Origin of the sequence: Labrenzia sp. 5N (genome assembly GCF_012395805.1) — a bacterium.
In the GTDB taxonomy this organism is placed as follows: Bacteria; Pseudomonadota; Alphaproteobacteria; order Rhizobiales; family Stappiaceae; genus Roseibium; species Roseibium algicola.
The window spans coordinates 423,004-435,959 of sequence record NZ_JAAZTM010000004.1 but is presented as its reverse complement, the minus strand read 5'-3'; the positions used below and the strand labels follow the sequence as shown (position 1 = coordinate 435,959).

Here is a 12,956-nt window from a genome sequence, read left to right as displayed (position 1 = left end):
AGAAGCAGGACTTCTGCGGGCGCTCTTGTGTCGGGCAGGAGGCCGGCCTGATCAGGTGAGGGCCGGTTCCCGGGTTTCGGCCTTTGCCTTGGCAGCAGGTTCACCGCCATCTGCCGGAGGTGTCTTCGGTCGTTCGGACGGTCCGGTTGAGGAAGTCGCAGGCGGTTTGCGCCAGGGCTGGCTCTTGTACCAGCCAGCCACATAGGCAACGGCAATCAGCGCCAGGAAACCGAGCAGGTTCGACAGGATTTGCGGAAGCCATTCGCCGCGACCCCAGACCATGTCGCGCAGGATGCCCGCAGCCTGGGCAATGACCAGGCTTGCCATGAACACGGGCAGTGACTGCTGTCCGACCTTCTGGACAACACGCACGAACCGGCCCCAGATCTCGCCATGTCCGAGCAGGCGTCTGCCGTGCTCGCCCGCGGCAACCCAGGCCAGATAGGCAAGGGCAAGGAAGTGCAGGTAGCGGAACAGGCCGAATTCCGTCTTGATCCAGAGCGGCTTGATGATCTCGCGGATTTCGCGGGCCCAGACCAAGTTCAGGTGATTTTCCTGATAGGCGCGGAAGTAGGCGAAGGGAACCGTGGCGACAAGCACCACCGCGCAAAGCACGATCAACGTCTTGCTGACGGGGGGGGCCTGTATCCAGCCGCGCATGAACGCAAAGCCGGTGAAGAAAAGCATTTGCCAGGCGAAGGGATTGAAGAACCATTCCCGGTCCGACCAGGGCTCGGCCGGCAGGCTCAGAAGGTCGAACTGGGCGGCCAGCCACAGGCCGATCGACAATGCGAAAGCGCCCGGCACGGAATAGCGGGCGACAAGCATGATCGCCGGGATCAGCGACAGGATCACCACATACATCGGCAGAATGTCGAAGTAGTTGGGCACCCAGGTCATCGTCAGCAACCCGGGCAGAGCCATTTCGGCGTTGTCATAGAGATGCAGGAGGTTGAGCGAGGCGACATAATTTTCTTCCAGGCCGCAGCACTCAGCCAGGTAACCGCTGTTCTGAAGCATGACAAGGCCGACGGCGAGGACCAGGAACTGGCCGATATGTGCCCAGTACACCTGCCACATGCGGTGCAGGATGCGTGCTGCCCCCATGCCCCAGCCATGAACGTCGAAGATCTTGCCGAAGGCGAGCGCGGAGGCCATGCCCGAACAGAAGACGAAGATTTCAGTCGCATCGGAAAACCCGAACCGGGCGGGAATCCAGAGTGTCCACCAGTTCCAGGGCAGGTGGGCAACGTAGATAATGAACATTCCAAGGCCGCGGAAGAAATCAAGCCGCGGATCGCGTGGGCGTTTCGTTTGTGTGTGAGCGTTCACGTTGGGTCCAGAGATAATTGGTCAGTCGAGTGCCGGCAGTGGGTCAGACCGAGCCGGTAGCCCTGAGTTTTTGGTCTTCCATCACTCGGTGGGCGCGGTGCATTTTGTCGCATATTTCAAGACGTTGTTCGGCGAATCTGTCCAGTGCACCGCGTTTGTGCGTCCGGCTGTTGAGCAGCCGTTCCGCATCTTCCGGCATGCCTGCCCGCAGGGCTGCATCGATTGTGATTCGCTCGAAGACATCGCGCTGAGCGTGCGAGCCGCCGACCATGTATAGATTGTCTCTCGCCGAGTCCAGCAGGGCAAAGGCGGAGGCATAATTGCCCTTCCGGTACTGTTCCAGGCCGAGGCCTGTCGGCAGTCCGGTTTCCGCGGTGATCCGGCCAAGATCCGTTTCGGTTTGCGCCCGTTCCTTCAGTCCGGTCAGCAACCGCTCGGCACCCATGCGGCGGCCACCGTTCAATAGGGCCAGCAGGTAATGCAGGTCGGCGAAGACATTGCAGCCGTCTTCGGCGCGCTTGTCGGACAAAAGTGCCAGCTCGTCCCAGCGGGGGCCAGTATCGACCCCTTCAAGCTCCAGGCGGACAAGCAGCGAGGCCGCATTGGAAATGTCCCGGTAGTCGTCGGTCTTGTCCTTGCGGATGTCGGTGTCATAGAGCGCAAGCGCCTTGTCGGCCTGGCCCTGGTCCAGATACATCAACGCCAGGTGCCACCAAACGTGATAGCCGAAGTTGTTGCAGTGGGCCCAGCCTTCCGGCTGTGTTTCCAGCCAGCCAGCCCCTTCTTCGGAGCGGCCGGTCATGTCGTGCACATGGGCGACGGCGTGAAGGCCCCAGGCATCATCGCGGGCAAATTCCAGTCCCTTGCGGCCGGCAGCTTCTGCCAGGCGGTAGTCGCCGGTTTCTTCCAGAGAAAACGCCCGGCAGCCAAGCATGTAGCCATAGGCCGGGTGGGTTTCGCCATAGGCCGCATGCACCCGCTCGATCGACTGGCGCATACCCGTGGCATCGCCCAGCACGAAGCGGATAGCGTGAACCAGTTTCATGATCAGGGCATCTTCGGGAACCGTTACCAGCACGGTATCTAGAAGGTCGGCAGATCTTGTGGGATATCCCTGCAACCAGGACCCGAGGGCGTCGACCACGGCAAGTTCGCGTGCCGTGACCGGCGTATGCTGGACCGAGGTTCTGGCAATCGCCAGGCATTCCTGTGCCGTCGCTGTCAGTTCCTTTCGGCCGAGCAGCAGGCAGAAAATCCCGCGTGCTGCATGCCCAAGCGCGAAGTCCGGCGCCAGGGCGAGGCATGTCTCGAGATGTTGGGGAGTAGTCCTGCCATGCGCCAGAAAGGCTTTCACGGTCTCGTTCCAGGCGGTCAAGGCTTCCTTGTCCGACAGGGTAAGCTCATATCCGAATTGATCAGTTAGACGCATAACAGGCCTTTTTGTTTCTCATTCCGGTCCTCTGAAACCGGGTCCCGCCAACTGCGGCTGTAAATGGCCGGATGGCTGAATATTCCTATCCAAAATCCGCAGGCGGCACTTGAACTGCAAAACACAAAAAGGTGTTGGCAATGTGTAGGTGAAGAAAAGATACCTTCGTTGCGAAATTAAGGCGGGAAGTGCAAGTCTTCGTATCGAGGTTTTAAAGTCGGATCTGCGCGGGAGCAGGAACACATGGCCTTGGCCATCGGGAAAACTCAAGCAGCTGTTGTCGCCATTGCGGGCGGCCTTCTGGCCATGGTCGCACTGGGGGCCTATGGCGAAGCCGGACCGCGCCAGGCAGTGGCGGTCCTGATCGGCGGTCTCGCAGGCCTGTCGCTCTATCATGCAAGCTTTGGTTTCACGGCCGCATGGCGACGGATCGTCACGGAAAAACGCGGCGGGGGGCTCAGGGCGCAATTCGTTCTCATTCTTCTGACCAGCGCGGTTTCCTTTCCCCTGATTGCCTGGGGACACGCGCTTGGCTGGCCCACGGGCGGCTTCGTCTTTCCCTTCGGGGTGGCAGCTGCCTTCGGTGCCTTCCTGTTCGGTCTCGGCATGCAACTGGGCGGCGGCTGCGGATCCGGCACGCTGTTTACCGCCGGTGGCGGTTCCACCCGCATGATGATTACCCTGGCGTGCTTTGTCCTCGGGTCAGTGGCTGCCACGGCGCATCTGCATCTCTGGGGCCGCTTGCCCAAATTGCCGCCGAAGTCCCTCATCCGGGAATTCGGCCCGCATGGCGCTTTTCTTCTGACCGCGCTCATCCTCGGCCTGTTGGCAATTGCAACCATCATCATAGAGCGGCGCGCTCATGGCTCGATTGCCCAACCGAAGCCGACAGTTTCGTTTCTCAGCGGTCCCTGGTCCCCCATGCTGGGTGCGGTGATGCTGGCGATCGTCGGCATTGCCACATTCGTGGTGATTGGACGCCCCTGGGGCATCACCTCTGCCTTTGCGCTTTGGGGCGGCAAGCTTTTTCACGCGGCAGGCGTGCCGGTGGACAGCTGGCCCTACTGGACCTGGCAGCGCGGAGCTTTGGAAAACCCCGTGCTGCGCGACACGACCTCCGTCATGGACTTCGGCATCATTCTGGGTGCAATGGCGGCGGCGGGCCTCGCCGGACGCTTTGCTCCGGTCTGGCGTCTGAACCGCCGCGACGTGCTGACGGCAATCGCGGGCGGGTTGATGATGGGCTACGGCGCCCGCCTGGCGTATGGCTGCAATATCGGTGCTTACCTGGGCGGTCTGGCGTCGGGCTCGCTGCACGGCTGGCTGTGGCTGGTCTTTGGCTTCCTCGGCAGTCTTGCCGGAACCCGCTTGCGCTTGCGGCTTGGCATGGACTGAAGACGTCCTGAAGCACACCGCATTGTGACGCGTTCGTGAGGCAGGCCCCGCTAGAGTGCGCGGCATTGCAACATCGCCTGCGGGAGAAAGAAAATGCGTCTGTTTGCCCTGGTTGTCGTCACAAGCCTGTTTGCCGTCGGATTGGCCAGAGCGGACAGCCTGACCGATCGCGAAGGCTGGCAGGTCCTGCCCACGACCAAAAGTTACCCTGCGCTGGTTGATGATCTCAAAAGTGCGATCGAGGGAGAAGGCATGTTGCTGGTAACCCAGGCCAGTGCCTCGGACGGTGCGAAGGGCAGGGGAATTACCATTCCCGGCAACCGCATCATTGGCGTCTATCGCAATGATTATGCCGTCCGGATGCTGGAAGCCTCCGTTGCCGCGGGTATCGAAGCACCGATCCGGTTCTATGTCACCGAAAACACCGACGGCACCGCAACGCTTTCCTGGAAAACGCCCGGTTTTGTCTTCGCACCCTACATGGACGAGGGCGGCCCGGCCTTGCAAGAACTTGCAAGGGAACTCGATCAGGTCTTCACCTCTATCGCCGACAAGGCTGTTGCCGCACAGTGACAGTCCTGTGAATTGCGTAATCGATTGGCAACCACGCCTTGTTTTTGGGCTTGTGAAACTGTCTGGGCGACCCCACACTCTTAGTGTGTTCAACAACTGAAAGGAGGTGTGCCCATGTCTAATGAGTATCGGTGCGTGGCCCAAGTGTCTGGGCGGAATCGAACGGTGCTGGAGCAGCCTCTGGTAGTGAGAGATTTCGCTGGGATCTGATCCGGGACCTGTGTCACGTCGATCTCATGGGAGGGCCGCTAGCGCGGCCCTCTTTTGTTTTTGAAGCCTCGTTGGCCTGTTGAGGGCCTACCTCGTTCCATATTTCAGACGGTCATCCCGGACGCAGCGCAGCGGAGATCCGGGATCTTGGGGGCTGGACAGCCGACCGGCGTGCTGACGGAACTCAGATCAGGCCGACAGACTTGCGTACATCCTCGTCGCGCAGCGAGCAATCCACACCACGGTAGGCATCGCCCGCGGGCGTGCACAGCCAGCAGATGGCTTCACCGACCCAACTGGCCGGAATATGCACCGACGGATCCAGCTGGCTGACCGGGTTCAGTCCGGAGGCCTTGATATCGACCTGCATCTGCGTTGCGACCGTGCCCGGGCTGAGGCCGACGATGCGCAGGCCCTTGTCACCGAATTCCTTGTCCGCACAGCGGGTGAGGGAAAGCGCAGCCGCCTTGGAAGCACAGTAATGGCTCCAGCCTTCCAGCGCACTGACCGCAGCTCCCGAGCTGATGTTGACAACGGTACCGGCGCCCTTGGCCAGCATATGCGGCGCCACGGCACGCAGGCCGTAGTAGACGCCCTTCACATTGATATCGATGACCTTGCCCCACTCCGCCGGATCGCTGTCCTCGATCCGGGAGATCGGTTCGATCACGCCGGCATTGTTCACCAGGATGTCGAGGCCACCATAGGTGTCGATGGCCGTCTGTACTGCCTTGACCACCTCGTCATAATCCGCGACGTCGCAAACGACTGCCGTCGCATCGCGACCTTCCGCGCGGATTTCGCCGGCGATGCGTTCGATATCCGTGCCGGAGCGTGCCGCCAGAAGGACCTTGGCACCATATTTCGCCAGGCTGCGGGCGGCAGCTTCTCCAATGCCTCGGCTCGCGCCCGTCACCAGGGCAACTTGTCCCGACAAATCAAACATGTAACGTTCCCGTTCTGGATGGGCCTTTACGGCCTCTGGACCTGCCGGTATTCGCGGACGTTTGCACAAACGCCGGAATGCGGGCGGGTTCTGACAAAGGTTCGAGCGTCCTGCATTCAGCGGAATTCAGGAGGCTCTGGTTGATCGACAGCGGACATTAGTGCGGTCGGCCGCGAGAATAAACAGCTTGTTTGCAACAGCATCGTGCGGCATCTGCACGAATGATCCAGCCAGCGCGCAAAGCGTATGCCGGTCAGTTCGCAAGGAAACAGGGGAAGCCGATGGCGGACACGAAGCGGAGTTTGCAGACGATCCTGCGCCAGCTCTATTTTGGCGACACGGTCGGGTCGCGGGCGTTCCGGTATGCGCTTTTGCTGTTCGACCTGGTCACCATCGGCTATTTCATCGTCTCGTCGATGATCGACAAGGACCGCATCCATCATGAGCTGGATTATGCGATCGCCGCGGTTCTTGCTCTCGACTATGTTGCGCGTCTGATCGCCGAAAGACGGCGGACCAAATACGTCTTCAGCTTCACATCGCTTGCTGATCTTGTCGTGATCGTCTCTCTGGTCGCTCCGGCCTTCTTCGAGAATTTCGCCTTCCTGCGCGTTGTGCGCATGCTGCGGCTAATGCGCTCCTATCACCTGCTGAAGGAGCTGCGCCAGGCGTCGAAGTGGTTCCGCCGCAACGAGGAGATTTTTCAGTCGGGCATCAACCTGATCGTCTTCATTTTTGTCGTGACGGCCCTCGTCTTCGTGGTCGAGAACGACCGCAACGCCAACATCAACAACTATCTCGACGCGCTCTATTTCACCGTAACCACGCTGACGACAACCGGCTTCGGCGACATCACCATGACCGACAGCGTCGGCCGGCTGATGACGGTGGTGATCATGATCTTCGGCGTCGCCCTGTTCCTGCGACTGGTGCAGACGATCTTCCGCCCGGCAAAGGTCAATCTGTCGTGCCCCGATTGCGGTCTCAACAGGCACGATCCGGATGCGGTGCACTGCAAGCATTGTGGCCGAATTCTCAATATTCCGACTGAAGGCACGTGGGACTAGCCACCTTGCAGGCCTTAAGCCCTCTCGCCGATTTGTGAAGACGAACCGCTGGACAAACGCCGTCCGGGAGCCATCCTTACCGGCGGAGCGGGGCAATGGTTTTTACCGTGCAAGGAGCACTTCATGTCATTGGCGACAGTTACCGGGTTTTCCAGACGCCTCGGCCTGCTGGCGGGCGCCGTGGTTCTGGCTCTGGGCGCATTCGGCGCACCATCGCACGCGGCAGGCACCGCAGCCTGCGGCGAGGAAAAACCCTGCGACGTCACGAACGGCGAATATTTCATCCACCTGCCGGAGAACCGGCCGGTCGACAAGCCTCTGGGTGCAATCTTCTTCCTGCATGGCCATCGCGGCAAGGCCATCAACGAGATCCGCAACCAGAGCTTCCGCAAGATGGCGGACGATCTGGGTGTTGCCTTCGTTGCTGTTCAGGGCATGAACGGCACTTGGTCTTTCCCGACAGCGCCGCGCAACCTGCGGAACGAACCGGCGTTCTTCGACAGCGTCCTTCAGGATCTATCCGACCGCTTCGGCATCGACCGAAGCCGCACCATGCTGTCCGGCTTTTCCTCCGGCGGTTTCATGACCTGGTACATGGCCTGCGAGGATTCCGGCATGTTTGCAGGATATGCACCGATCGCGGGCGCCTTCTGGGAACCTTTGCCGCAGTCCTGCGTGACGGAGACCCCCTATCTTTTCCACGTGCATGGCACGTCGGACACCGTTGTGCCGCTCGAGGGACGCTGGCTTGGCGGGGGCAAGTGGAAACAGGGGGACGTTTTCAAGAGTTTCGACGTCTGGCGCCGCAAGGACGGTCTCTCTGAAACCGCGCCGAAGACCCATACCGAAGGCAACCTCACCTGTGAAACCTGGCAGCCGAAACACGGCTTCCTGGAGCTTTGCCTCCACGACGGCGGCCACAGCGTGAGCGCCAGCTGGATCAAACGCGCCTGGAACGAGCTTGCCGAGATGAAGGGCTGGACGACCTAGGCAAGAACGAGGCGTGCGCTGAGCCCAGTTGGATTTCAACGCATCCAAGGTCAACAAACCTCTCGGGGATGGGGAACATCCTTCTCATCTGCAGTCCCCAAAATATCGAGCCCTTCGTCATCCAAAGTCCGGATCTCGGCTCCGTCCGGGATGACGACGGAGAAATATGCATTCTCACACGTCGCCTGCCCACTCCACTCAAAGGAGACTGGAAAGGACAAGCCGCAAGTCTCTTGCCCCTCTTTCCTCCGTCATTGCCGGACTTGATCCGACAATCCATGCCTCTTCCTCACATCTCGCAATGCAGTGAGTGGAGGAAGGGACACGGCATGGATGCCATGGTCAAGCCATGGCATGACGAACTGGATGGGGGGCACCAAAGATGGTTGGATATTCATAGGGTTGGAAACTGACCTGCCGCAAGAAAACCCTTTCCGTCGTCCTCCCGGGCGAGCACCGCGAGACCCGGGGCCTACTCGTTTCCTGGGCATCAATTGTCTCGCAACCGCTTCTCCTGGCACTTAGGTGCGTTGATCCCGACACTCCCTTTGCCCGGTCTGGGCCATTCCTCTGCCTGCCAGACGTTCTTTTCCGAACGCCCCTCCTTCCCGTTTTCTAACGAGAAAGTGAGGCGGCTTGTCCGGGGGGCTGATGCTGGCTTGTTGACGGCGCCCATCAGCCTGTGGCCTTTACCGGGAAACGTCATTTTGAAGGTGAGCCTTGTCCCAGCCGTCTCCTGCCGCATCCGGCGCCTTGTCCGGCCTTGTTGTCCTCGACCTTTCCCGCATTCTCGCCGGACCGACCTGCACCCAGATCCTGGGCGATCTCGGTGCGGAGGTGATCAAGATCGAACGGCCGGGCCGGGGGGACGACACGCGCGGTTGGGGACCGCCCTTCCTGAAAGATGGTGAGGGCAGGGAGACCGGCGAAAGCGCCTACTACCTTTCCTCCAATCGCAACAAGGCGTCCGTCGCCATTGATCTCGCCAGCCCCGAAGGGCAGCAGCTGATTGCCGATCTGGCGGCAAAGGCCGACATTCTGGTGGAGAACTTCAAGGTCGGTGACCTGAAGCGGCGCGGACTTGACTATGACACGCTGAAGGTTCGCAACCCGCGCCTGATATACTGTTCCATAACCGGCTTCGGACAGACCGGCCCTTACGCACAGCGGGCAGGATATGATTTCCTGATCCAGGGCATGGGCGGGATCATGTCGCTGACGGGCTTTGCGGATGAGGACGGCGGCACGGAAACCAAATGCGGCGTCGGCATCGCCGACGTCATGTGCGGGATGTATGCGACCGTCTCAATCCTCGCTGCACTCAACCACCGCAACAGCACCGGAGAAGGTCAGTCCATCGATATCTCGCTGCTGGATGCTCAGGTCTCCTGGCTGATCAACCAGGGTGTGGCCTATCTTACCTCCGGCAAGGTGCCGGGCCGCCTCGGCAACGGCCATCCCACCATCGTGCCCTACGAGACTTTCCCGGCAAGCGACCAGTCCTTCATTCTGGCGGTTGGCAATGACAGCCAGTTCGGCAAGTTCTGCAAGGTTGCCGGTGCGCCGGAACTGGCCGAAGATCCGCGTTATGCCAGGAATGCCGACCGGGTGCGCAACCGTGCGGAGCTGGTCCCGAAGATCCGCCGTCTGACAATCGAGAAGGCCGCGGCAGAGTGGATTGCCGAGCTTGAAGCTGAAGGCGTTCCCAGCGGCCCGGTGAACGATCTGGAACAGGTTTTTGCCGATCCGCAGGTGCTGGCGCGCCAGATGCGGATCACCCTGCCGCATCCGCTTGGCGGCGAAGTCGACCTGATAGGCTCGCCCATCAACCTGGAAAAGACGCCGGTTGCCTACCGCAGCGCGCCACCGCTTGTGGGAGCGGATACTGCGGATGTTCTGACCCGTCTGCTTGGACTTGGTGCAGACGCCCTTTCCGATCTTGCCGGCAGAGGCATTCTCGACCTCGGCCCAACCCCGCCAGACACGGCGACTGAAGGACACAGCAGCAAATGACCACTGGTGCGGATATCATCGCAGGTAAACTTCACGCGGCAGGCTGCCGTCACGCCTTCGGCATTCCGGGCGGCGAGGTGCTAGCCCTCATGCAGGCGCTGGACGAGGCAGGCCTCAACTTTGTGCTGGTGAAGCACGAGAATGCGGGTGGCTTCATGGCCGAAGGCGGCTGGCATGCCGACGGCGCGCCAGGCGTGCTTCTTGCAACGCTCGGGCCGGGAGCGGCCAATGCGGTCAACGTCGTTGCCAATGCCTGGCAGGACCGGGTGCCGCTGATCTTCCTCACCGGGTGTGTCGACCAGGGAGAGGCGGAAAGCTACACCCACCAGGTGTTCGATCATCAACAGTTGCTGCGCCCCATCGTCAAGGCCAGCTTCTCTGCTCGTCTGGGCGCTCTGGACGTGATGATGGAAAAGGCACTGGCCATTGCGCTCGACGGCCAGCCTGGCCCGGTGCACATCGACGTACCGATCCGTGTTGCCGAGGGGGACACACAGGAAGCCTGGAGCCGTGTGTTCCAGTCTTCACCGGTCGCAACCGCACCGGTGTCCGGCCCGGATCTGGACACTGCGCTGGACCTTTTCAGAAAGGCTGAACGGCCGATTGCGATCGCCGGTGTCGATGCCGTCAACGAGGCAGCTTCGGCTGCAATTTCCGAATTCTGCGAAGCGTTTCAAATTCCCCTTGTCACCAGCTACAAGGGCAAGGGCCTGCTCGACGAAAACAATCCGCTTGCCCTTGGCGGAGCCGGCCTCTCACCCAAGGCCGATGGCCTGCTGCTGCCGCTCATCAACAAGAGCGACTGCATTCTGCTGCTCGGTTACGACCCCATCGAGATGCGCATCAACTGGCGCAATCCGTGGGATGCCGACGCGCCTGTGGTCGACATCACCCCGGTGCTGCGCACCCATGGCATGCACAGTGTACGGTCAACGCTGCGCAGCGCAGTGCAGCCGGCGCTTGATCTATTGGGCGCCGCGCGCCAGCCGGCAAAGCCCTCCTGGCCGGCTGGCGAACCTGCCGCTGTCCGGGCCGAGCTGGACAAGGCCTTCGCACCGGAAGCGTCCGGCTGGGGCCCGGGCACGGTCTTCCACACGCTGCGCGCGGCCTTGCCGGCCGACACGGTGGCAACCGCCGACAGCGGTGCTCACCGCATTCTTGTCAGCCAGATCTGGCGCTGTCCGATGCCTCGTCAGATGCTGCAGTCTTCCGCGCTCTGCACCATGGGCTGCGCCGTGCCGCTGGCCATGGGCCACCGCGTGGTCGAAGGGGCATCCCCTGTGATTGCCTTTGTTGGCGACGCAGGTCTGGAAATGTGCCTTGGTGAACTTTCCACCCTGCGTGACCTCAAGATACCCGTCATCATCTGTGTGCTGGTCGACACAAGCCTGTCGCTGATCGAGTTGAAGCAGCGCTCCAGCCAGCGCCCGAATGTGGGTGTGGATTTCGGCGAAACGGATTTCCCGGCCGTCGCCAGGGCCTATGGCGGCCACGGTGTGTGGGTGGAGGATGCAGAAACTTTGCACCGTGAGGCCGAGGACGCGCTCGCCCGCGAAGGTTTCACCCTGCTGGCCTGCCGGATTGAGCGGCGGGCATATGACGGGACGTTTTAGAGAAGGCTAGACCTAGCTGAGATTTGCGCAATGTCTCTGGACGTCACGATTTGATTAGCCAGTGGAAGGCATCCCGGAGAAAGGCCTGGCCGTTTTCGGACACCGGGGTGCCGTGCGCGATCAGAACCCTCTTGCTGGGCCAGTCCAAGATTTGCCGCACGGCAAACCGGGCGGCATCCCGGTTCGTGAAAGCGAGCCGGAATTTCCGTGGAACGGAAGGCGTTTGCCTTGTCATCAGGTCGAGGCGGGCAACCAGGGCACGCCATCCCTTGAACCAGCCGGGTGAAAACTGCTGCAGCAGATCCGCGAAGATAGCCGTGCCGCTGGCCCGGTGGAACAGCACGGCTTCGCTGGTAATCCGGTTCCCTGGAACTACTACGACATCAATCTCTGCCTGCCAGCCGGGCACCGTGATGCCAGCGAGTTCGCCAGCGAAGACAAGATCAGGTCGCTTTCTACGCAGACCCGGTGGTGCGAGAATTGCGGCGTCGGGATAGGCCTGCTGCCATTCCGCAAGGAAGGTGTCATGCAGACTGTTCGGCGGAACGATGTATCGGACCGTGCCGAGCGCATCGACGGCAGAACCGAGCTCCGGAGAAAAGGCAACAGGCGACCAGACGACTAACCCTTCGCTGGAAAGGCGGATGATCGCCATGCGCGTGGGATAGTGAAATCCGGCAGCGGCTCTCACTGTTGGGCCTTCCGCAATCCAGATTTCCGGTCCGAATTCCTTGAGCATCGCTTGGCTCCATTTATTTACAAGAGTGTAAAATTACACTAGGGTATAAAAATGACAAGCCTGAAACGCACCGAGCGCTCGCGCGCACTCATCCTCGATGCTGCGGAAATCGCGTTTCGCGAACTTGGGTTCGAAGGGGCTACGGTTCATGTGATTGCCGAGCGCGCAGGGCTGACGCGCAAGACCGTCTATAATCTCTTCGGGTCGAAGGAAGACATTGCTCTCAGCCTCATAGCGCGGGTGGAAGCCCGGGACACAGACTATCGTGACCGCATGGCCGAGGGGCAGCATGCGGTAACGTTGCTCGAAGCGGTGCTGATAGACAGTGCCCGTTGGTGCGTGGCCAACCCCGCAGTGGCGCGGCTTGCACTGGTGCCGGTTCAAAGACCTTCCCTCGAGCCACCGTCAGACCGCACCTCGTTTCAGGGGCTCGTGCGGGACATCCTGGCTCTCGGCCAGGCCCAGGGGCTGATACGCAAGGATGAAGGACCGGAATTCATGGCCCTGATCGTACTGGGTGTCTATGGACAGGCCATGCTGAACGGTTTGCAGGTTGGCGTGGTTCCAGAAGCAGACATCCGCAAGATTGTGCGTCTTGTGGTGGAGGGCATTGGCGGAGTGACTGCCTGATGCATCCATGTGTAGCGAC

At 61.0% G+C, this 12,956-nt stretch carries 11 protein-coding genes; 7 read left to right on the top strand and 4 right to left on the bottom strand.

All coding sequences use genetic code 11. The features are described 5' to 3' along the window. Window positions 1-51: 51 nt before the first annotated feature. Together HEP89_RS05075 and HEP89_RS05070 are read right to left on the bottom strand one after the other, a co-directional pair. Window positions 52-1,332, bottom strand: a complete 1,281-nt coding sequence (locus HEP89_RS05075; protein WP_209014456.1) for an OpgC domain-containing protein — start codon at window positions 1,330-1,332, stop codon at window positions 52-54. A 43-nt stretch (window positions 1,333-1,375) separates the two neighbouring features. Beyond that, window positions 1,376-2,761, bottom strand: a complete 1,386-nt coding sequence (locus HEP89_RS05070; RefSeq protein WP_055657352.1) for a tetratricopeptide repeat protein — start codon at window positions 2,759-2,761, stop codon at window positions 1,376-1,378. A gap of 243 nt (window positions 2,762-3,004) precedes the next feature. Between HEP89_RS05070 and HEP89_RS05065 the strand changes: the two genes are divergently transcribed. Next, complete coding sequence (locus tag HEP89_RS05065; protein ID WP_077290928.1) at window positions 3,005-4,156, top strand: YeeE/YedE family protein; 1,152 nt, start codon at window positions 3,005-3,007, stop codon at window positions 4,154-4,156. A gap of 93 nt (window positions 4,157-4,249) precedes the next feature. Further along, a complete protein-coding gene (locus HEP89_RS05060) occupies window positions 4,250-4,729 on the top strand; it encodes a DUF302 domain-containing protein (RefSeq protein WP_168691468.1) in 480 nt (159 codons plus the stop codon). Between the two features lie 394 nt (window positions 4,730-5,123). Here the strand turns inward: HEP89_RS05060 and HEP89_RS05055 are convergent, their stop codons facing one another. Next, the gene (locus tag HEP89_RS05055; RefSeq protein WP_022999646.1) at window positions 5,124-5,885 is read right to left on the bottom strand and encodes an SDR family oxidoreductase; all 762 of its coding nucleotides are present in this window, start codon (window positions 5,883-5,885) and stop codon (window positions 5,124-5,126) included. Window positions 5,886-6,166: 281 nt separating this feature from the next. On the opposite strand from HEP89_RS05055, the gene HEP89_RS05050 reads away from it, so the two are divergent. The 4 genes from HEP89_RS05050 (at window position 6,167) to HEP89_RS05035 (ending at window position 11,568) form a co-directional block, all read left to right on the top strand. Further along, a complete protein-coding gene (locus tag HEP89_RS05050) occupies window positions 6,167-6,952 on the top strand; it encodes an ion channel (RefSeq protein ID WP_055659316.1) in 786 nt (261 codons plus the stop codon). A 123-nt stretch (window positions 6,953-7,075) separates the two neighbouring features. Further along, complete coding sequence (locus tag HEP89_RS05045; RefSeq protein ID WP_208984392.1) at window positions 7,076-7,942, top strand: poly(3-hydroxybutyrate) depolymerase; 867 nt, start codon at window positions 7,076-7,078, stop codon at window positions 7,940-7,942. 720 nt (window positions 7,943-8,662) lie between these two features. Then, window positions 8,663-9,955 carry a CoA transferase gene (locus tag HEP89_RS05040; protein ID WP_168691467.1) on the top strand — a complete coding sequence of 431 codons (1,293 nt, stop codon included), beginning with the start codon at window positions 8,663-8,665 and terminating at the stop codon, window positions 9,953-9,955. Beyond that, a complete protein-coding gene (locus tag HEP89_RS05035) occupies window positions 9,952-11,568 on the top strand; it encodes a thiamine pyrophosphate-binding protein (RefSeq protein WP_168691466.1) in 1,617 nt (538 codons plus the stop codon). The genes HEP89_RS05040 and HEP89_RS05035 overlap by 4 nt, the downstream gene beginning before the upstream one ends. 43 nt (window positions 11,569-11,611) lie before the next feature. Here the strand turns inward: HEP89_RS05035 and HEP89_RS05030 are convergent, their stop codons facing one another. Beyond that, entirely contained in the window at window positions 11,612-12,307 is a 696-nt protein-coding gene (locus HEP89_RS05030) for a DUF4336 domain-containing protein (protein WP_168691465.1), read from the bottom strand. 51 nt (window positions 12,308-12,358) lie between these two features. Between HEP89_RS05030 and HEP89_RS05025 the strand changes: the two genes are divergently transcribed. Then, window positions 12,359-12,937, top strand: a complete 579-nt coding sequence (locus tag HEP89_RS05025; RefSeq protein ID WP_168691464.1) for a TetR/AcrR family transcriptional regulator — start codon at window positions 12,359-12,361, stop codon at window positions 12,935-12,937. Window positions 12,938-12,956 lie beyond the last annotated feature (19 nt).